This is a genomic window from Peribacillus sp. NPDC056705 (genome assembly GCF_043656335.1).
In genome coordinates this window covers 1-20,421 of sequence record NZ_JBHTYI010000049.1, presented here as the reverse complement: position 1 = coordinate 20,421, position 20,421 = coordinate 1, and the positions used below count along the sequence as shown (strand labels likewise).

Below are 20,421 nucleotides of genomic sequence, written 5' to 3'. Positions count from 1 at the left end.
TATTATAAGTAAAGAGTTTACCAGTTTAATTATTTTTTGTCATGTAAAATATTCTGAATAATAATGGGAAATAAATACAGTTGAATAGTAAAAATTTGAATTTTTTTTAGTTTTAAGGATATATGGAAAGTAAATTTGACAATGGAATGGCATTTAATTAAATTTAAGAGGTAGGATTGTCCTATATAAGGAGTGAGAAGGCTGGAATTCAAATGGGAAGTAACTAATAGTATAGAAATGCAGATTTTTCGGATTAGGAAGAAGCTTAGGGCCATCGTAGCAAAAAATCTTCAGCCTTATGGATTAACGTCGCCTCAGTTTTTCATATTATTGATTTTGAAAAAAGAGGGGTCGATCAAATCGACCAAGCTGGCTGACTTCTTAACAGTAAAGCCAAGTGCGATTACCGTATTTGTAGATAAGCTCGTCGAAATGGATTATGTGAAACGGCAGCCCTCTGAAAAGGATCGCAGGGTCATCAATCTTGAATTGAAAGAGGCAGGGGAAGCTATTTTGGGGAGAGTCCTTGCGGATCATAACCAATTGATGGGCAAGAACTTCAACTCATTCTCAGAAGATGAGCTGCAGGATCTTTTGCATAAATTGGATACGATTGAAAAGGCTGCTGATAAGAACCTTTTGGATAATTGAATGAGGGGCCTGCTCGAAATAGAGACGAAAAAAGACGGTTCCCGGGAACCGTCTTTTTTTAATCTTCTACATACTGGACAGATAATTCGTTATCTTCCTTATGGAAGGACTGGAAGCTGACGATCAGCTTTTCAAGATGTTCCAATTGTTCGTCATATTCTATGACTGCGGAAATCAATGGTACAAGGCGGGCAGAGAGATGGCCCAGATTATCATGCATTTCGTCCACTTGATTTTGCTGTTCGAAAAAGTGGGCGAGCAGCTCTTTACGACTTAGACAATCCTGGTCCCAATCTTCAATTTCGTCGATGGCCTTGATTTTTTCGATATGCAGTAATATCAACTGTTCATGCTTGCGGATCAAGGAATCAAGCTGCTGTAAGATGCTCCGTTGGAAATCTTCAGGCATTTGATATACTTCATTCTCGAATTTATGGACTCTCTTCAAGGTTTCAAACGCTTTTTTTGTCGTTATGATCATCTGACGATAAACGACAAGCTTTCTTGCTTTAGCCACACTGTTCTTCTTGAAATATTCCCGTTCCTCTTTGTACATGGAATAGATCTGTTCCAGATCGAGTAACTCCGCCTTCAATCGGCTGATGTCTTTTTTCAATAAAGTGTGTTCTGTAGCGTGCCTTGTGCTGATTCTGATCCATTTCAAGATGTCTTCCGTTACATCTGTAATGCGTGCATAAAGCTTTGCTTCGTACTTTGGAGGAATGAAAACCAGATTCACGATGAACGAAGAAATGATACCAAGCAAAACGGATGAGAGACGAATAAAGGCAAAATTCAGGAATTCCCCGTCATGGCTTTCCATGATGGCAATGGCCGTCACGATAGAAAGGACAATCGTTTTATCCATTTTCAGTTTTAAATTGATGGTTATGACAACCATTACGGCAAGACCGATTATAAAAATATCATTTCCGAACAACAAAACAAAGGAGACAGCAACCAATGCTCCGATGATATTTCCTTGAATTTGCTCCAACACCGTTTGATATGAACGGTAAATGGTCGGCTGTATTGCAAAAATTGCAGCAATCCCAGAAAGGACAGGAGCAGGAAGATTAAGCAGTTCCGATAGATAAAGCGCTAAAACAATTGCTATTCCTGTTTTGAGAATGCGGGCACCAAACTTCATATATGGGTTAATCCTTTCTTTGTGTTGTAATGGAACGTGGTACGAAAAGACTCTATTTATATATAGACTTTTGCCTAAAGTTGTATTCTAACTTATTTGTTAGTACTTTACACTAAAAAAAGAAGATGTAAACAAAAAGTAATATACAGGATTTTCCTAAGGGTTGCTAAAATCAAGTTTAATATATAAAGAAACGATAGGCAATTTCTTGAGCCTTTCAACTATGTTTTCCATCGTTTAAAGACTATCCCAGAGGTATATGACTGGAAAAGGCTGATGCTCGAATTGAAGAGCACCAGCCTTTTTTATATACTTTTGGCATCACTCCGTGGATACGGCAGGATCCGCCTGTTCTTTAACTGGAACGACCTGAAGGAAGTGCTCCCCAGGATTTTGAAGCAGTGTCTCTAAAAAGGCCGCTTCTTCGGGTTGACCATGATCCTTCAAGAGGGCCGTGTATTTGCCCAGAAGTTCGGCCACATCCTGCAGGCCTTTTTCGGATAGGGGCTCAATGGAAATCTTTGCCCCTTTCGCAACCCGCTTCTTAATGACCTCTTTGGTTAATCCGGATTCGGGCTGTTGCCGTAAATAAACGACACCGCCTGTCATCCCTGCGCAAATCCATGGACCGGGATCACCCAGAACTAAACCTCTTCCATTTGTCATGTATTCAAAAGCGAATCCCTTAATATTGGAAGTTACCGCAATATTACCGTTTTCCTTTTCAGGAAGCGGTTGTTTTAATAATCCCCCAATGATCATATCGGCTCCGGAAAGCCGGATTCCCGCCCTGGCATCGGCATCGCCTTGGGCAATGAGGAGACCATGCTGTGCACCGTAACCAAAGCCCTTACCAACGGAGCCATTGTAGAACTTCCCATCTTTTCCTGGAGATTTAAAGATGGCAATATTACCGCCAATCGATGTTTTGCCAATGCCATCCTGGGCACCCCCATTCACGCTGATTGAAATTCCCTCCGTATTGTATGCCCCAAGTCCATTGCCCGGGATGGAACCATCCTGGTAGGATAGGTGAACGGGAGGAAGTTTTTTGTATGATCCATCCAATCTGCCCCTAACGCGGTGACAGGACACCCTGCTGCCGAGTACACGCTGCTCGGAAGTGATCGAGTTATAGCTGCGGGATTGCTGCAGATCATCTACATGCGAATCAAGATATTCAGCGCCAACGGCTACCTGCATGGAGCCTTCATTCAAATATGCCGCCGTTTCTTTATGGGAGAACGGAGTAATATCCAGGTTTTTTAATAAATAAGTTAAATCCAATGATTGTTGACCTTTAACTTGCTGGAGCAAATCGGAACGTCCGACGATTTCCTGAAGATTCTTCACCCCAAGTGATCCGGTCAAAGATTTAAGTTCTTTTGCAAATGCACTGAACATATTCGTTAATCCTTGAACGGCTAAATCGAATTTTCGTGGAACAAAACGGCGCAGCCCATGTTCTTTCGCCTGCGCTTCCGATTCAATTTGGGTGGCGATTCCCACATGGCAAGTATCAAGGTGACATCCGCGGCACGTTGTACAGCCGACGGCAATCATCGAAAGGGTACCAAAACCTACACGGTTTGCACCAAGGAGCATTACCTTTAATACATCCATCGAGCTTTTTAGCCCACCGTCAGCCCAAATTTCAACATTCTGTCGGATACCTGACTCAAGCAGCGCATTATGGGCCGCTTTCACACCAATTTCAACTGGTAGACCGACATGTGTGAGTGCATGGATCCTGGCAGCACCCGTTCCGCCATCAAAACCGGACAGCGTTATGATATCGGCCCCCGCTTTTGCGACGCCGACAGCAATCGTGCCGATGTTTGGAACGACTGGTACTTTGACAGCAACTTTCGCTTTGTCATTTGCCGTTTTTAGCTCATGGATCATTTGGGCCAAATCTTCAATTGAGTATATATCATGGTTATTGGAAGGGGAGATCAAATCGGAACCGATTGTTGCATTTCGGGCTTCCGCGATTTTCGCTGTGACCTTGGAACCGGGAAGGTGACCGCCTTCACCAGGTTTTGCCCCTTGCCCAATTTTAATTTCCAATAGATTTGAAGAGTTCAAGAGTTCTGCATTGACACCGAAACGGCCGGAAGCTATTTGCTGGCCGCGGGATTTCGGGTACTTGCCCAGCATATCCTTTATTTCCCCGCCTTCACCATTCATGCTGATCATGCCTAACCTCTCGGCAGCTTCCGCATAGGCACGGAAGGCAATCTCATTTTGTGATCCAAAGGACATGGATGCTATGACGAACGGCAATTCCTGTTCGCCGACCGAAAGACTGACTTCTTCAGAAGGGATGGAAACATCTGAAGTTTTTAATGATGTCAAGTGGCGGATCGTCGTAGGATTGGATTCTTCCTGTTCGGTGATCTTCTCGCGATAAGCATCATACTCCCCGGTTGAAGCAACTTCCCCGATAGACTTCCAAATCCTGGGGAACAGATGGAAGGTCTTACCCATACGTTCTTTTTCATTGGCGTAATCTTTCGCCCGCTGAATGGCATCTGCCTTGATTTTATCAAAATTATAGTCCAGATCATTCGATCCGAAGAAGTTAGCCACATTTAAATATTCCGCGATTTCCTCATGTAAACCGATGCTTGAGAAAAGTCTTCCATAGCCGCGCAGCTCATGAATGCCAATGGTGGAGATGACTTTCTCAAGCCCTTTCGTCAAGGAGTTATATAGATTGGTAACCCCCTTGATGTCATCTGAAGATAAAGAAAGGAACATATAATAGGGGCTGATTAAGTTGGCCCCTAGACCATAAGAAACGATGATATCATGCAGTGACCTTAACGATGCTGAACGTAAAAGGATGGAACAATCACGGCGCTTGCCTGTGCGGACCAATGCTTGGTCGACGGCTGAAGTGACAAGGTGGGGATCAAGCCAAAGGTTGCAGTTTTGATGGGCAAGGGCATCATCCAGAACAAGCAGCGTTTTTCCTTCATCCACTGCATTGACACTTTCATCCGTTATCCTGGTCAAGGCATCTTTGATGTTTTCATCCTCTTTGAACGTGCTTGAAATGAAGTGCACGAGTTTTTGATCTTGGTAATATTTAATGAACTGATCATAGCTTGGCTGCGATACGATTGACGAGCACTCATAACCCGTTGACCCTTCAATCAATAAAGGAGTCAGCAGCTCCGTGACATTTCCTGCCTTATTCGCTTCGAATAGGGAAGGACGTTTTCCGATGATGGTTCTTGTTGAGAAGTGCTCGGTTTCCCGGTCACGGTCGATCGCTGGGTTAGTTACAACGGCCACACTTTCCTTGATGAAATCAGCGATGTTGGTCCTTTGGGGATTAAGTGCTGCCAGTGGCGCATCGTGACCAAGTGAACGAATGGGCTCAGCGCCTTTTTCGGCCATCTGTTCCACTAATTGTACATGCTCCCTTTCCCACCCAAAGGCTTTATATTGACCATTATGAATGGCTTGCGTGTTTGTCATGGAGGTAACCTTTTCAAAAACTTGGGACTGTAAGCGGACTCGGTCATTGGAAAGGACAAAACGATCATTGAAGAGTTCAAATACTTTATCCTGGTAATCCTTGTATGTGTACAATTCAATACGGTCGCCGTTCCATTTCAAACCGATTTTTTCCCCAGGACCCATCGGTTTCGGATCTCCGGTATATTCACTGGAAGGGATGATTCCCGGTTCGGAAGTGAACATATAGGATGATTCCGTTTCTATATTCCATAGTGGGCGCAAGCCTAAAGAGTCGACAGAGAACACGGCTTCATCGCCGAAACGGGAGATGATGCCTGCCGGACCTTGTGCAAAATGACCCCATGCTTCCCTTAAATACGTATATAAGTCTTGTAAATGCTCTGGATACTCCTTGATTTCGTTGATGATTGGCGGGAACATAAGATCGACAGCTTCAAATAAAGAGTAGCCATGACGGCAGATGAAAGTCTCGATCGTCTTGTTTAAATCCTGTGAGTCGCTTCCATCTTTAGCGATGGGAACTCCAATCATTTTCGCTTCATCACGCAATTTGGCGATGGTATTGATTTCGCCATTATGACCAAGTACACTGAAAGGCTGGACCCGGAAGAAGCTTGAGAGGGTATTAGTTGAAAAACGATTATGTCCCAGTGTCATGGTGGAGGCAGCCAAAGGGTCAGCAAGATCAAGATAATAGGCAGGGAGCTTATCCCCCGCGCCCATCACTTTGTATACCGCATGATGCTGGCTTAAAGATGCAACATGGATGAAATCACTTTTTTCGATGTCGGAAGTCAGCTCAAAAAGAACATTTGAAAGCTCCTGGTCATTATTGATGGTGGAGGTACAGGCAAATTGCCAGAACACTGGGTCTTCTTGAATGGCAATCGGTCCCAATGCCTCGGAACGGTAGGCTTTATCCGTTTCGAATATCAATGAGAGACCATGCTGGAGCAGTTTCTCCTTGACTTCGATTTTTAAGTCGTTAGCTTCTGTTTTTTTGCTTAAAAATAAGTGGGCGACTATGAAGGAATCTTGATCGACGATGCTTGAATCGACATTTACCGCTTCAAGCTTCTTTTTCCAAAGAGCCCGGGGAATATCGATATGGATGCCGGCGCCATCGCCCTCACCATTGATGAAGCCACAGCGATGGTTCATTTTAACCAGGGCGTCGATACAGGCAAAGATGTTTTCGTTAGTAGGGATTTTCTTTTTTTCGATGCAGGAAACGATACCGCAGGCATCATGTTCTTCCTTGTGAAATTCCTTGAATGTAGCAGGTGTCCATTGTTGGGCCATAAATGTGGCATGAATAAGGTTACCCTTATTCTCTGCCTTTCACCTCCTGTAGCATGTGTTTAGTGGGGGAAATATTAGTAAACCCGAACAATAGTCCAAGTTTTGATAGATTGAAAGAAAGTGTATAAATGTATCCATATCATATCATTTAAATATTCAGAAATCAATTTTTTATACAATGGGATGGATGCTGTGATTGATGGGATTTAGGTGGAAAGTGGCCTAAAATGCCAATATTAAAGATTTATTACATGGAAATAAGAAACCCCCAAGATAGATGTACATCCTGAGGGTGTATAAAAAATGAATAATTATGCTGATTCGATTTATTATATTAGGTTTTTGAATGCATGTTCAACCGCTTTTAGAGTATAAGCGATATCGTCATCCGTGTGAGCAATTGTCAAGAACCAGGCTTCGTATTTTGACGGTGCCAAATTGATTCCCTGGTTGAGCATGAGTTTGAAGAACTTAGCGAACATTTCGCCATCCGTATTTTCCGCCTGCTCATAGTTTTCAATTTTTTCTGTCGTGAAATAAATCGTCAGCGCTCCTTTAAGGCGGTTGATGGTGATCGGTACATTATATTGGCGAGCCGCTTTCAGGATGCCTTCTTCAAGGATTTTCCCCAGCCGGTCAAGCTCGTCATACAGCCCGTCTTCTTTAAGCACTTCTAAGCAAGCGATCCCGGAAAGCATGGAAGCTGGATTTCCTGCCATTGTACCCGCTTGATAGGCTGGTCCCAGCGGGGCGACAGAATCCATGATTTCTTTTTTACCGCCATAGGCTCCAATAGGAAGCCCGCCCCCGATGATTTTTCCGAGCGCGGTCAAATCGGGTTGAATTCCCAAGTAGTCCTGTGCCCCTCCATACATGAAGCGGAATGCTGTGATGACCTCGTCGAAAATTACGAGTGATCCGGCTTCGTGAGATAATGAAATGACTTCTTCCAAGAAGCCAGGGCTTGGTTCCACGATTCCGAAGTTGCCGACGATCGGTTCAACCAGAACGCCAGCAATTTCATTGCCCCATTTATCCAGTGCTTCTTTAAATGACTTGATATCATTGAAAGGTACCGTGATGACTTCTTGTGCGATGCTTTTTGGAACGCCGGCAGAGTCCGGTGTACCTAAAGTGGACGGGCCGGAACCTGCAGCGACGAGAACAAGGTCGGAGTGTCCGTGGTAACAGCCTGCAAACTTGATGATCTTATCCCGTCCTGTGTAAGCGCGGGCAACGCGGATGGTGGACATGACGGACTCGGTTCCTGAATTGGTGAAGCGGACTTTATCCATGGATGGTATGGCTTCTTTCAACATTTTGGCAAACTTGACTTCATGTTTTGTCGGAGTGCCGTATAAAACGCCCGTTTCTGCAGCTTTAACGATAGCCTCCGTAATATGTGGATGCGCATGACCTGTGATGATCGGGCCATATGCAGCTAAATAATCGATATATTTATTGCCGTCAACATCCCAGAAATAAGCACCCTTGGCATGATCCATCGCAACAGGTGAACCGCCTCCTACAGCTTTGTAAGAACGGGATGGACTGTTAACCCCGCCAACGATATGTTCCAATGCCTCTTTATGTAAAAGCTCCGAATTACTAAAATCCAATCTTAAAACCTCCTAAAAAATATAAACATATTTCCTCTTAATCATAGCACTTTTCCGTCCGTAAATCTGGGTCGAAGGCTAGGAAATGTGATTCGTCCCCTCATGGAAGCACTGCACCCCTAGAACATCAGGATTCAGGGACTTCATTTTGTTTGCGAAATGGGGGAGGATCCTAAAAATCCGGTTATGAAAGTAAGGATGGCCAAGATGGTTTCTGGGTTTTCGATGTCGAATGATTGACGGTTCATTTCGCCCTGTGCGTGGTAATAGATTAGTTGGCCGGTCCCTTTCTCTTCATTAATGCAAAGATGGAAACTGATGGGGGTGCTTTCAATCGACCCGCTGGAATCCCTTTGGATGACCTGGCATAATAATTCCCCGTACTCATCTTCATAAAGGAAGTCATATCGAAGGTCGAAAACGACCTTTTCAATTTGTGATAGTAATAATTTTTTGATATTCATAGCATACTCGTCTCCTTTATATATGTGTCTGATACAACGATCTTTTCGCCCTGAAAATGGTATTGGGCATCCAAGCATTTTTATTGTCTAAAAAGGGTAGGTTGGATAAACTAATTCATTAGGACAAGAGATTACGGAGGATGTAACAGGATGAGTGATGCAATTCAAGTGAAACAGCTTCGGAAGGAATTTAAGTCGGCATCAAGCCGTACAGGGTTAAAGGGGGCCTTCCGGGATTTACTTACCAGAAATTATAAAATCGTCCCTGCCGTCAATGATATCAATTTTACTGTAAAAAAGGGTGAGATGGTAGCTTATATCGGGGAAAATGGTGCAGGGAAATCGACCACGATCAAAATGCTGACAGGTATTTTGGAACCGACAGCAGGTGAAATCACGGTCAATGGAATGAATCCACATAAAGAAAGGGAAAAGTTCACTCAGACAATCGGAGTCGTATTCGGTCAGCGCTCACAGCTTTGGTGGGATATTGCAGTTCAAGAATCCTTTAGGCTGCTAAAAAAGGTCTATAAGGTAACGGATGAACAATATAACGATCATATGGAACATGTCATCAAGACGCTCGATATCGGACCTTTGCTGGACAAGCCAGTGCGTAAGCTCTCACTTGGTCAGCGAATGCGCTGCGAGCTTGCGGCAGCATTGATCCACAATCCGCCTTTGCTGTTCTTGGATGAGCCGACGATTGGACTTGATGTACTCGTGAAAATGAAGATTCGTGAGTTCCTGAAAGAAATAAATGAGAAATATAATACGACGATCCTTTTGACAACCCATGATTTAGGTGACATTGAAGCATTATGTGAGCGCGTAATCATGCTTGATGAAGGACAGATCATTTATGATGGGGAATTACAGAGTTTGAAAGATAACTGGGCTGAGGAAAAACAGATCCATTTTCAATTCATCGAGCCGATCGCATTGAAGGAATTGCAATCATTGGCGCTCCCATTTACTGCTAACTGGGTTTATGATGAGAAAGATCAAACATACATTGCCTTATTGAAAGAAGAAAATGATCATATTTCACAGCTTGTTTCGGCTGTTGTATCTCATTTTAAAATAAAGGACATCAAAATCCATGAAACGTCCATTGAAGAGATTGTTCGCAACATTTACGAAGAAGGCACTGTCTGACTCTCTTATCATTAAGAAACAACGTGTCTATCAAGAAGGGGGAGGGCCATGGGAAAGTATCTTGCAATGATCCGCATGCGTTTTTTGATGATGCTTGCGTATCGAACGGATTATTATACCGGCATTTTAATTTATAGCATCAATATCGGTGCCTATTATTTCTTATGGAATGCGATATATGGAGAGAAAAGCTCCATCGAAGGACTATCAAGTATGCAGATGACAACCTATGTCGCGGTTGCATGGATGGCGCGCGCTTTTTATTTCAATAATATTGACCGCGAAATCGCCACTGAAATTAAAGACGGCAAGGTAGCCATTGAAATGATCCGGCCGTATAACTATTTAGGCATGAAAACGATGCAAGGACTTGGGGAAGGGATATTCCGTTTCTTCTTCTTCTCGATTCCAGGAATGCTGCTGGTAGCTTTCATTTTTCCTATCGAATTGCCGCACGAGCCGGCTACATGGGGGATGTTCGGCATTTCCTTGCTGTTCAGTTTCATCATCAATACACAAATTAACTTATTGACGGGAATCACTACCTTTTTCTTATATAATAATGCCGGATTGATCCGGGCTAAAAGGGTTATCATTGATTTATTTTCCGGTCTGCTGCTGCCCATCAGTTTCTATCCGGTATGGGCGCAGGAAGTGATGAAATATCTACCCTTTCAAGGGATCAGCTATGTACCAAGCATGATTTTTACGAACGGGTACAGTTCAGGCGAAATTGCCATGGCGCTTTTACAACAATTAATTTGGTGCATCATTCTCATAATACCGATTCAGCTTTTATGGATAGTCGCAAAAAAACAGCTGATTATTCAAGGAGGTTGACGGGATGTTTTATGTATCGATGTTTTTTCAATATGTGAGTCAATATATGAAAACCAGATTGCAATATAGAGCCGATTTCTTCATGGAAATCCTATCTGACCTGCTGAATCAGGTCGTGAATCTGGTATTTATCTTAGTCGTTTTTGGGCATACCCAATTTTTAAACGGCTGGAGCCGTGAAGAAATCATATTCATTTATGGATTCTTCCTCATCCCGTTTGCCCTTTTTTCTGCCTTTTTCAACATCTGGGATTTTAATGACCGCTATATCGTCAAAGGTGAAATGGATCGGATATTAACAAGGCCGATACATAGCCTCTTTCAAGTCATTTTAGAAAGAATCGAGCTAGAAGCGTTATTTGGTGTTGTGACCGGTTTGATCATTATATTCTATTCGGGGATTTCATTGGATCTTCAGCTTGCGTGGTATGACCCGATTCTTTTCATCATTTTTGCAATAGGAGGGGCCCTTGCTTATGCAGCCATATTCGTTGCGATAGCTAGTATCGGGTTCTGGTCGGATGCGAAAACATCCATCATGCCAATGATGTACAATATCGGGAACTACGGGCGCTATCCAGTTGATATTTATAATAAGGTCATCCGTTTTGTCCTTACGTGGGTGCTGCCATTCGCGTTTGTTGGTGTCTATCCGGCATCTTATTTCCTAAGAAAAGAAGAGTGGTATGCATATGCATTTGCCACACCTGTAATCGGGGTCGCCTTTTTCGTGATATCCGTTTTCATATGGAATCAGGGAGTGAAGAGGTACCGCGGGGCAGGGAACTAAAAAAACCCCTTCAACAGCATTCATGTTGAAGGGGTTTTTGTTTAGTTCCTTTTTTTCTTTCTTTCAATATATCTTGCTTGTGCTTCAACATATTGCTGCTTTTCCTCTTCCGTTTCCGGAATGACCTGAGGTACTTTTGTCGGCTTACCGTCTTCATCAATGGCCAGCATCGTTAAAAAAGCGCGTGCTGTAAGCTGTTTTTCACCTGTTAATAGGTTCTCACGCTCCACTTTCACGAATACCTCCATTGATGTGCGATGAGCACAGGTGACATAAGCTTCAAGGTTGATCGCATCCCCTGTCTTGATGGGGGCCAAAAAATCAAAAGAGTCGCTTGAAGCAGTCACAACGGGTTTTCGACAATGGCGCATAGCTGAAATGCAGGCTATTTTATCAACATAGGCCATTACTTTTCCGCCAAAGATGGTATTGTGATGATTTGTATCCGGTGGAAAAACAAGGTCGGTTAAAAAAGTCCGTGATTGCTGTGTTGGATGGGCCACATTCTTTTCCATCATAGGCCTGTTGGTTTGGCCAAAAGGTTTTCACGGACGATTCTTGCTGCTTCGACCATGTTTTTCAGGGAAGCGACGGTTTCCGGGATACCCCTTGTTTTCAGGCCGCAGTCGGGATTGATCCAAAACTGGTCTTTATCCAATACCTTGATGCCCCGTTCAATCATATCGACCATTTCTTCCACTGCCGGCACACGCGGGCTGTGAATATCATACACACCCAGGCCAATGCCTTTTTCATATGTTTTTTCCTCGAATGCGGAAGCAAGCTCCCCATGACTACGAGATGTTTCGATGGAAATTACATCGGCATCGAGGGAGGAGATGACATCCATGAAACTGTTGAAGTCGCAATAGCACATATGCGTATGGATTTGGGTTGTTTCCTCCACGCTTGATGTGGATATCAAGAATGAATTTACAGCCCAGTTCAAATACTCGTCGCGATCGCTTTTTTTCAATGGCAGACCTTCTCTAAGTGCAGGCTCATCAACCTGAATCATTTTAACTCCAGCAGATTCCAATGCAATGACTTCCTTTTCCAAAGCGAGCGCCAGCTGATAACAAACATTCTCCCTGGAAATATCATCACGGACAAATGACCAATTCAAAATCGTAACAGGACCTGTAAGCATTCCTTTTACCGTCTTCTTCGTCAGTGATTGTGCGTAAACACTTTCCTTGACTGTCATCGGTTCGATGAAATGGATGTCGCCATAGATGACTGGTGGTTTTACGCAGCGGGATCCATAGGATTGGACCCAACCCTTTTCCAGAAAGATGAATCCGCCCAACTTATGGCCGAAGTATTCAACCATATCCGTCCGTTCGAATTCCCCGTGAACGAGAACATCCAAACCGATTTCTTCTTGGATTTCGATCCATTTGCCGATTTCTTCGTTAACGAATGTTTCATATTGCTGAGCGGTCCAATCTCCTTTTTTGAATTTCCCGCGTGCTTGTTTAACTTCAAGTGTCTGCGGAAAGCTACCGATCGTAGTCGAAGGAAGGAAAGGCAATTTGAAAAATTCCTGTTGTTTTTGGTAACGCTCTTTAAATGGAATTTGACGGCCGGCAGTCCTGGTTTTAACCTTTTCGACTTTCGATCGTACAGCCCCATGATTCCGTGCATTTGAACTTGCTAACGTTTGAACCGTAATTTTATTGGCATCGACTTTTTCGGCGATTGCTTCAAAGCCTTGATTATTCCCTTTGACCAAGAGTGTGATTTCCTCAAGTTTCTCGTCAGCGAAAGCAAGGGCCTGTTTCACTTCTTTTGAAAGGGCGGATTCATTACGAACGGTCACTGGGACATGAAGCAGGGAACAAGAGGGCTGAAGCCAGATTTGGTCTTCGGCTACCTTTTTCTTAAGAGTCTCGATCAATTGAATTTTTTTCGATAAATCAGATAGCCAAATGTTTTTTCCGTCAATCACACCTGCAGCAAGTACTTTGTCCTTAGGGAAGCCGAATGCTTCAAGATTACTTAGATTCCTCCCTTTATCATGTACAAAATCAAGACCGATTCCTTGGACTTTTAATTCGATGACTTCTTGGTAGTGTTCCACGGCATCAAAGTATGTTTGTAGCATGATGTTCAGGTTCGGTGCTGCTTCATTCAGCTTTTCATAGAGGTAAGTAACAGTTTGCATATCATCTTTGGAAATGGATGAAACAAGAGCAGGTTCATCCATTTGTACCCATTTCACTCCTTCTTGCTCCAACTCCCGCAGGATTTGCGTGTATAGGGGAAGCAAGCTCAGGATGATGCCAGGGATCTCTTGTTTATTGAAGCCTTTGGAAAGGGAGATGAAGGTATAAGGTCCGATCAATACGGGCTTCGTTTCAATCCCTAGATTTTCCTTGGCTTCCCGGTATGCTGCAAGTGGTTTATTTTCTGTTAAAGTCAGCTGTGGCAGTTTTAATTCAGGGACAATATAGTGATAGTTCGTATTGAACCATTTCGTCATTTCGGAAGCAACTTCATCATTGTTTCCGCGAGCCATTGAATAATATACGGAAAGAGGAACTCTACCGCCTTCATAGGCTGAATAACGTTCAGGAACAAGACCGAACATGACGGACATGTCGAGCATTTGATCATAGAAAGTGAAGTCGTTGACAGGAATGATATCAATGCCCCGTTGCTTCTGTTTTTGTAAGTTGCCTAAACGGATTGCTTTTAGTTGTGCCGTAAATTCCGCTTCATCGATTTTACCTGACCAGTAAGCTTCCAATGTACGTTTCCATTCACGATCTTCCCCGATTCGAGGGTAACCCAAACTACTGCTTTTCAAAATTCCCATCCTCCCAATTCATATTATTGAACAATAAAAAAAGCATCCCTAACCGTCAAAAGAGAAAGTTAGAAATGCTTAAAATAAGAGGCATTCAGAATGCCCCTTACAATTATAAGGTCCCTAACACCTCCCTATCTCCCGTAGGTTAAAACAGTGTTGTTGAAATAGGCAGGTCTCCTGACTTAGGGATTATCATTAGCGGCGGGCCTTCCCGATCCGTTGATCAGTGGCATATTGGATGGCGCTAACACTCCCATTACAGTGGCGGGACCGTGCCGGAATTACACCGGACTTCCCTTTTAATCCTAATTAATAATTAGGAACCTATTTCCACATATGAAATTTTACAAAACCTGCCTTTATAAACTGTTTGCAAGTCTAAAATTTTTAAAATAAAAACTATTATAAAAATTTAGACAATCTTAACATATCCGACCAAAAGGGTCAACATGAGATTCGGGAAAAGAATCCGTTTTTTTGAGTGTGTGGGTGATGAGGATAAGGTCTGTTCCTAAAAAAGAATATATTGTTTGGACAGGGAGTATGTATAGAGGGAGTGGCGTATTGAAATGGGGCGTTGGGGATGACTTTCTACATCTTGATTGCAGGAATCATTTTTTGCATGGTGATGAGCATTCGTACGTTATTTCTTGTTGAGTCGGGAGGAAAGAAGTTTTCTCTGGAGGATATGCTGTGGCTTGGCAATTTATATGCGACGATATTGGTTGGGTTCGCACTGATTTATTTATTATACGAGCTTCAGAATCATTCGGTGATTCTTGATATGGGCAATCGGCTGGATGGCACTTTCTATGAACAGTTGAAGACTTCCTTTTACTTTAGTGCGATGACGATGTTTTCTGTAGGGTATGGAGATATAGCCCCGATTGGCATGGGCAGGATGATAGCTACCATTCAGGCTTTCATCGGGTATACACTACCGGCAGCGTTCGTGATTCGGACAGTTATCGATCTGGAACAGAATGATAGGAGGAATAAATGAAAGTTGTGTTTCTTTCGATTATTGGGTACTCTTACCATAATGAAGGAAATGGAGGGTTCAATATGACTGTTAAAATTGGAGCAAAAGCACCTGATTTCAAACTCCCTGCAAACAATGGTGAAATGGTTTCCCTATCGGATTTTAAGGGGAAAAACATTGTTTTATATTTTTATCCAAAAGACATGACGCCAGGTTGCACGACGGAGGCCTGTGATTTCCGGGACCATAATGAGCAATTCGAGGAATTGGACGCGGTCATCATTGGTATCAGCCCAGATCCAGCGGCACGTCATGAAAAGTTCATCGAAAAGCATGGATTGCCTTTTCTGCTGCTGGCTGACGAAAATCATGAAGCGGCTGAATCATTTGATGTTTGGCAATTGAAAAAGAACTTTGGCAAGGAGTATATGGGCATTGAACGTTCAACTTTCCTGATAGATAAGGCTGGTAAGATAGTCAAAGAATGGCGTAAAGTAAAAGTCAAAGGCCACGTCGAAGAAGCTCTTGAAACTCTTCGTGACCTCGAAAAATAAGGGACAGGCAGATGAAGGATGAGCGAATAACGAAGCTTGCAGCCAGGCTGATTCATCATTCGATACAAATACAGCCAAAAGAGAGAATCCTCATACGGGGGCATATTAACACGAAACCATTATTGAAAGAGCTGATTGATGAAATTTACAGAGTGGGTGCTTATCCATATGTAGAACTCGAAGACGATGAGATAAGCCGCCACCTGTTACAAGGGAATGTGAAGGAACAACTTGACACATCTTCGCAATGGGCTCTGAAGAAATATACAGATATCGATGCAGTCATCATCATCACTGGGGAAGAAAACGAAGTGGAAATGACTGATGTTCCCATCGAGAGGCACCGTCTTCAGGGGGAGGCTATGAATTCCCCCACTCTTTTCTATGTAAACAACCGACGTTGGGTCTTACTTAATTATCCCACCAACGCATCAGCGCAAAAAGCCGGCATGCCCTTCAACACGTACCAAAACTTTCTGTTGAACGTCTGCACCATGGATTACGGGAAAATGGAGGCGGCCTTGAAACCATTAAAACAATTGATGGAACGGACTGACAAAGTCAGGATCGTTTCACCAGGAACAGATTTGACCTTTTCCATTAAAGGTATGCCGGCCATCATATGTGCCGGAAAAAAGAATTTACCGGATGGGGAAGTGTTTACGGCACCCATAAAAGATAGTCTCAATGGAAGGATATCCTTTAACACACCCACAACCTATGAAGGAATCACCTTTAGTGACATAGAATTAAACTTTGAAAAGGGAAAAATCATTAAAGCAACTTCCAATCGTGACTCAGAAATGAACCAAATTCTGAATATTGATGAAGGGTCCCGGTTTATAGGGGAGTTCGCAATTGGAATCAATCCATATATATTGGAACCTATGGACGATATATTGTTCGATGAGAAAATAAGCGGGAGTCTGCACTTGGCTATTGGGCTCTCCTATGAAGAAGCGGATAATGGAAATCGTTCATCGATACATTGGGATATGGTCTTGATCCAGCGTCCGGAATATGGGGGCGGTGACATCTATTTTGACGACGTTCCGATCAGAAGGGATGGCGATTTCATTTTGCCGGAATTACATGCATTAAACCCAAATTGTTTAAAATAAAGCCTTTTTTAATAAGGGTAAGGCTTTTGTCCAACTCAAAAAGGGGACACCTGAATATGCTTTATTAAGGGAATACCTCCTCAGAGAAAGTTGCGCGGGACACATAGAGCCCGTGTTTTTTTTTATGTTAATTAAAAGGGAGAGATAAACATGTTAATACTTTCGACTGTCATTCCGAATGAAGGCATCCAAACGAAGATGATGGAAGCTTTTCCAGATTTGAACTTCATTTATCAAAAAGGATGGACGGATGGGCCGCTTCGTGAAGCGGAAATCCTAATTACATATGGTGAAGACTTAACTGAAGAAATCATTGGGAAAGCGGCGAACTTGAAATGGATCATGGTCATGAGTGCAGGGATGGAATTAATGCCATTTAAAGCCATTGAGGAACGTGGCATTCTGGTGACAAACGCAAGAGGCATTCATAAAATCCCGATGGCCGAGTATACGATAGGGATGCTTTTGCAATATGAAAAGAAATTGAAAATGCTTATCAAGAATGAAAAGGAAGAATTGTGGGATAGAAAGATTGAAGTAGGGGAATTGAATGGCAAGACTATGCTCGTTATTGGTGCCGGTGCAATTGGAGGGGAGGTGGCTCGTCTTGGGAAAGCCTTTGGGATGACGACGATGGGAGTGAACCGGAGCGGGAAGCCAGTGGAATCCATCGATCACCTTTATACTCTGGATAATTTATTGGAAGCCATACCGGGAGCCGATTATATCGTATCCGTCCTGCCAAGTACGGATGAAACGAAGGGCCTTCTGGAAAAAGAGCACTTTAAAGCAATGAAAGAATCTGCAGTTTTCGTGAATATTGGCCGCGGAGACCTGATTAACGATGAAGTGATGATCGAAGCCCTGGACGCCGGGGAGTTCTCTCATGCCATCTTGGATGTATTTGACCCGGAGCCTTTGGGAAAAGGGCATCCGTTTTGGAGGATGGAGAATGTCACAGTCACACCGCATCTATCAAGTAAAAGCGGAGAATATCTACCAAGAACCTTTGCCATTTTCGAAAAAAACATGCGTGAATACCTGAAAGCTGGAAATGACTTCACCAACGTAATCGACTTATCTAGGGGATACTAAACTCAAAGCAGTAATGGTATAGATTCATTGTGTTCATGAATAAACTAAAAAAGAATGGTTAAGCCATTGAATTATTGACAAATTCAACGCATAAAAGGTACACTATTTATAAATATTATAATTTAAGAATTCATACTTAATGAGAAAAAGAGGTGGATGACGGTGTCTGAAGTTCAGTTAAAAGAAGCGTTGGATTCCTTAAAAGATACCGGTGTAAGAATAACTCCTCAACGCCATGCGATACTTGAGTATTTGATAAACTCCATGTCCCACCCCACCGCTGATGATATATATAAAGCGCTGGAAGGCAAGTTTCCGAATATGAGCGTGGCAACGGTTTATAACAATCTGCGTGTGTTCCGTGAGGTTGGTTTGGTAAAAGAACTTACGTATGGTGATTCTTCAGCAAGGTTTGATTTTGTGACGACGAATCATTATCATGTAATTTGCCAAACTTGCGGGAAAATTGTAGATTTCGATTATCCTGCATTGGATGAAGTCGAGCATTTCGCTGCACAAGTCACCGGTTTCAATGTTAGTCACCATCGGATGGAGATCTACGGCGACTGTACGGATTGTGCGAAAAAAGAATCGCATTAAAAAAAGTTCCTCCACTTGGTTGGAACTTTTTTTCATGTTATCAAGAAATGATACAATTGTTAAAGACTTCTTGAAAGGGAATTCAGCTAGCGGAATTCCTCTAGTCATGCAGACTTTTTCGGTTATATTTTTCGTTGAATTCTTCGCCTTCCAACTTTTTGTCAAGTGTCAATGGTTCTTCACAATGCATGCAAATATCTACACGCCCTAGTATTTTTGTGGGTTTGCTGCAGTTAGGGCAGACAACCTGGATCGATTTTGTAGAAAGCATTCCAATCCAAAAATAAACCCCTGTGCTTGCGATGATGAATAAAAGGCCCAGCCCCATGAAAATCGTCATGACAACAGGATTCGTTTTGAAGAAAAGTCCAAGGTACATTACGATAAAGCCAATGAAAATCAAACTCAAAGCAAAAGTACGTATTTTATTGATTTTGCTAGAATATTTAGCCATGGATTGTCCCTCCTAAAATATAACTTTAACTATAACATAAACAATGGATGGAACAAAAAAGAAATAAAGGATACATACTACTTTTGGATTGAAATAGTTTGGGGTAAGGGAAATAAGCAGGAATTTGAAGAGTTTTGTCGAAAATCTAAAAAAAAAAGGTTTTGGAGGAATTTATGATGGAAGATATCCTTCGCCCGATTTATCAAGAGCGAGCAAGTTTAAAATCTACACTTGGAATCTTGTTAATAGAAAAAAGAGATGATAATAGCGCAATCACCGATACATTTGACTACATCCTTTTTGTAATTGCAGACGAAGCCGAAGAGGCCGTGTTTTTAAAACATTACACTTATCAGGATAAAAAGGCAGCCTTGCATATCGTAAAGGAAGACCAGTTAAAAGAATGGCTTCTATTAGGCACGAACCGAAAAGTGATTGACTGGATATATAACGGGAAGGTCCTTTTTGACCGGAATGAATATTTGGACCGTTTGAAAACCGAAATCCGTGAGTTCCCCTTCTATGGAAGGAAGTTAAAGATGGGGATGGAATTTGCAAAGTTAATTCGCAGGTACATGGATGGGAAAAGCTTCTTTGAAAAAGGCCATCATCTTGAGGCATACAACCATATCGTTCATTCCCTGCATCACTTGGCCCGTTTGGAAATAATTGAACAAGGCTTTTATCCGGAGGTTACGGTCTGGAACCAAGTGAAGCATATGGAACCTGAAATCTTCAAGTTGTATAAAGAATTGATCAGCAGTGAGGAAACTCTCGAAAAAAGATTGGAGCTTCTATTCCTTGCGAGTGAGTTTCTTATTTATTCTCGGACGAATGCGGGTTCACAGCATTTGGTTGAAATAATGGGGACGAAAGAAGACCCGTGGACGATTGCGGAGCTAATGGAGCATCCTGAAGTGAAGTTTTATTCAGTGGACCTAGGTGTTTTATTGGAATATTTGATAGAGAAGAAGGTAATCGACGTCATCAAAGCGGAGACAAAAGGGCACGAGGTATATCATCGGTTTTATAGGGTATCAAAAAACTTTTAAAAAAATGCAATTTTATTGTTGACCATTAATAATATAGGTGTTATATTAATACATGTCGCTGCGGGACATCAGCTTTCGCAGCTTCATCAAAACGAAAACAACTTAAAAAAATAAAAAAACATGTTGACAATGAAGTTGAAAACATGATAAGATGTAAAAGTCGCTTACGAGGTAAACGACAACGAAAATTGCTCTTTGAAAACTGAACAAAACAAAGCGCCAACGTTAAATTTTAAGTGAGCACACACTATCAAAAAAGCAAATGAGCAAGTCAAACATTTC

Annotated in this window: 17 protein-coding genes and 1 riboswitch; of the genes, 10 read left to right on the top strand and 7 right to left on the bottom strand. The window is 42.5% G+C overall.

Going from position 1 to position 20,421, the window contains the following annotated elements:
- Positions 1–192 precede the first annotated feature (192 nt).
- Entirely contained in the window at positions 193–651 is a 459-nt protein-coding gene (locus ACFRAK_RS26230; RefSeq protein WP_260287935.1) for a MarR family winged helix-turn-helix transcriptional regulator, read from the top strand.
- A 58-nt stretch (positions 652–709) separates the two neighbouring features.
- Here the strand turns inward: ACFRAK_RS26230 and ACFRAK_RS26225 are convergent, their stop codons facing one another.
- From ACFRAK_RS26225 to ACFRAK_RS26210, 4 genes are all read right to left on the bottom strand, one after another.
- A complete protein-coding gene (locus ACFRAK_RS26225; protein ID WP_387604516.1) occupies positions 710–1,801 on the bottom strand; it encodes an FUSC family protein in 1,092 nt (363 codons plus the stop codon).
- Positions 1,802–2,122: 321 nt separating this feature from the next.
- The gene (locus ACFRAK_RS26220) at positions 2,123–6,595 is read right to left on the bottom strand and encodes a glutamate synthase-related protein (protein WP_394572803.1); all 4,473 of its coding nucleotides are present in this window, start codon (positions 6,593–6,595) and stop codon (positions 2,123–2,125) included.
- Between the two features lie 329 nt (positions 6,596–6,924).
- Complete coding sequence (locus ACFRAK_RS26215) at positions 6,925–8,214, bottom strand: glutamate-1-semialdehyde 2,1-aminomutase (RefSeq protein ID WP_342615107.1); 1,290 nt, start codon at positions 8,212–8,214, stop codon at positions 6,925–6,927.
- Positions 8,215–8,357: 143 nt separating this feature from the next.
- On the bottom strand, positions 8,358–8,678 hold the full coding sequence (locus ACFRAK_RS26210; RefSeq protein ID WP_387705073.1) for a hypothetical protein: 321 nt from the start codon (positions 8,676–8,678) through the stop codon (positions 8,358–8,360).
- A gap of 150 nt (positions 8,679–8,828) precedes the next feature.
- Here ACFRAK_RS26210 and ACFRAK_RS26205 point away from each other — a divergent pair, with 150 nt between their 5' ends.
- The 3 genes from ACFRAK_RS26205 to ACFRAK_RS26195 are packed head-to-tail and all read left to right on the top strand — an operon-like array spanning position 8,829 to position 11,466.
- Positions 8,829–9,836 carry an ABC transporter ATP-binding protein gene (locus ACFRAK_RS26205; protein ID WP_342615108.1) on the top strand — a complete coding sequence of 336 codons (1,008 nt, stop codon included), beginning with the start codon at positions 8,829–8,831 and terminating at the stop codon, positions 9,834–9,836.
- Positions 9,837–9,884: 48 nt separating this feature from the next.
- Entirely contained in the window at positions 9,885–10,676 is a 792-nt protein-coding gene (locus tag ACFRAK_RS26200) for an ABC transporter permease (protein ID WP_098370625.1), read from the top strand.
- Positions 10,677–10,680: 4 nt separating this feature from the next.
- Positions 10,681–11,466, top strand: coding sequence for an ABC transporter permease (locus tag ACFRAK_RS26195; RefSeq protein ID WP_387604510.1), 786 nt, complete (start codon positions 10,681–10,683; stop codon positions 11,464–11,466).
- A gap of 41 nt (positions 11,467–11,507) precedes the next feature.
- Here the strand turns inward: ACFRAK_RS26195 and ACFRAK_RS26190 are convergent, their stop codons facing one another.
- Together ACFRAK_RS26190 and metE are read right to left on the bottom strand one after the other, a co-directional pair.
- Positions 11,508–11,981: an acyl-CoA thioesterase gene (locus tag ACFRAK_RS26190; protein WP_387604508.1), complete on the bottom strand. Its 474-nt coding sequence runs from the start codon at positions 11,979–11,981 to the stop codon at positions 11,508–11,510.
- On the bottom strand, positions 11,981–14,287 hold the full coding sequence (gene metE / locus ACFRAK_RS26185; RefSeq protein WP_394572802.1) for a 5-methyltetrahydropteroyltriglutamate--homocysteine S-methyltransferase: 2,307 nt from the start codon (positions 14,285–14,287) through the stop codon (positions 11,981–11,983). The genes ACFRAK_RS26190 and metE overlap by 1 nt, the downstream gene beginning before the upstream one ends.
- Positions 14,288–14,431: 144 nt before the next feature.
- Positions 14,432–14,624: riboswitch (cobalamin riboswitch) on the bottom strand.
- A gap of 240 nt (positions 14,625–14,864) precedes the next feature.
- On the opposite strand from metE, the gene ACFRAK_RS26180 reads away from it, so the two are divergent.
- The 5 genes from ACFRAK_RS26180 to perR all read left to right on the top strand — a co-directional run bounded on the left by ACFRAK_RS26180 (position 14,865) and on the right by perR (position 18,633).
- Positions 14,865–15,284 carry an ion channel gene (locus ACFRAK_RS26180; protein ID WP_387604504.1) on the top strand — a complete coding sequence of 140 codons (420 nt, stop codon included), beginning with the start codon at positions 14,865–14,867 and terminating at the stop codon, positions 15,282–15,284.
- A gap of 62 nt (positions 15,285–15,346) precedes the next feature.
- Positions 15,347–15,817, top strand: a complete 471-nt coding sequence (gene bcp / locus ACFRAK_RS26175; RefSeq protein WP_387604636.1) for a thioredoxin-dependent thiol peroxidase — start codon at positions 15,347–15,349, stop codon at positions 15,815–15,817.
- Positions 15,818–15,828: 11 nt separating this feature from the next.
- Positions 15,829–16,938, top strand: a complete 1,110-nt coding sequence (locus ACFRAK_RS26170) for an aminopeptidase (protein ID WP_387604502.1) — start codon at positions 15,829–15,831, stop codon at positions 16,936–16,938.
- Between the two features lie 150 nt (positions 16,939–17,088).
- Entirely contained in the window at positions 17,089–18,033 is a 945-nt protein-coding gene (locus ACFRAK_RS26165; protein ID WP_387604500.1) for a D-2-hydroxyacid dehydrogenase, read from the top strand.
- Positions 18,034–18,189: 156 nt separating this feature from the next.
- A complete protein-coding gene (perR, locus tag ACFRAK_RS26160) occupies positions 18,190–18,633 on the top strand; it encodes a peroxide-responsive transcriptional repressor PerR (protein WP_260287948.1) in 444 nt (147 codons plus the stop codon).
- 100 nt (positions 18,634–18,733) lie between these two features.
- On the opposite strand, the gene ACFRAK_RS26155 is transcribed toward perR, so the two are convergent.
- Positions 18,734–19,087 (bottom strand): YgzB family protein, encoded by a 354-nt coding sequence (locus ACFRAK_RS26155; protein ID WP_076371179.1) that lies wholly within the window; start codon positions 19,085–19,087, stop codon positions 18,734–18,736.
- A 176-nt stretch (positions 19,088–19,263) separates the two neighbouring features.
- Between ACFRAK_RS26155 and ACFRAK_RS26150 the strand changes: the two genes are divergently transcribed.
- Positions 19,264–20,139, top strand: coding sequence for a nucleotidyltransferase-like protein (locus tag ACFRAK_RS26150; RefSeq protein ID WP_394572804.1), 876 nt, complete (start codon positions 19,264–19,266; stop codon positions 20,137–20,139).
- Positions 20,140–20,421 lie beyond the last annotated feature (282 nt).

Coding starts and splice junctions, on each gene's coding strand:
- ACFRAK_RS26225 (WP_387604516.1), bottom strand. CDS start 1,801: ATGAAGTTTGGTGCCCGCATTCTCAAAACAGGAATAGCAATTGTTTTA.
- ACFRAK_RS26220 (WP_394572803.1), bottom strand. CDS start 6,595: ATGGCCCAACAATGGACACCTGCTACATTCAAGGAATTTCACAAGGAA.
- ACFRAK_RS26210 (WP_387705073.1), bottom strand. CDS start 8,678: ATGAATATCAAAAAATTATTACTATCACAAATTGAAAAGGTCGTTTTC.
- ACFRAK_RS26205 (WP_342615108.1), top strand. CDS start 8,829: ATGAGTGATGCAATTCAAGTGAAACAGCTTCGGAAGGAATTTAAGTCG.
- ACFRAK_RS26200 (WP_098370625.1), top strand. CDS start 9,885: ATGGGAAAGTATCTTGCAATGATCCGCATGCGTTTTTTGATGATGCTT.
- ACFRAK_RS26195 (WP_387604510.1), top strand. CDS start 10,681: ATGTTTTATGTATCGATGTTTTTTCAATATGTGAGTCAATATATGAAA.
- ACFRAK_RS26190 (WP_387604508.1), bottom strand. CDS start 11,981: ATGGAAAAGAATGTGGCCCATCCAACACAGCAATCACGGACTTTTTTA.
- metE (WP_394572802.1), bottom strand. CDS start 14,287: ATGGGAATTTTGAAAAGCAGTAGTTTGGGTTACCCTCGAATCGGGGAA.
- ACFRAK_RS26180 (WP_387604504.1), top strand. CDS start 14,865: ATGACTTTCTACATCTTGATTGCAGGAATCATTTTTTGCATGGTGATG.
- bcp (WP_387604636.1), top strand. CDS start 15,347: ATGACTGTTAAAATTGGAGCAAAAGCACCTGATTTCAAACTCCCTGCA.
- ACFRAK_RS26170 (WP_387604502.1), top strand. CDS start 15,829: ATGAAGGATGAGCGAATAACGAAGCTTGCAGCCAGGCTGATTCATCAT.
- ACFRAK_RS26165 (WP_387604500.1), top strand. CDS start 17,089: ATGTTAATACTTTCGACTGTCATTCCGAATGAAGGCATCCAAACGAAG.
- perR (WP_260287948.1), top strand. CDS start 18,190: ATGACGGTGTCTGAAGTTCAGTTAAAAGAAGCGTTGGATTCCTTAAAA.
- ACFRAK_RS26155 (WP_076371179.1), bottom strand. CDS start 19,087: ATGGCTAAATATTCTAGCAAAATCAATAAAATACGTACTTTTGCTTTG.
- ACFRAK_RS26150 (WP_394572804.1), top strand. CDS start 19,264: ATGGAAGATATCCTTCGCCCGATTTATCAAGAGCGAGCAAGTTTAAAA.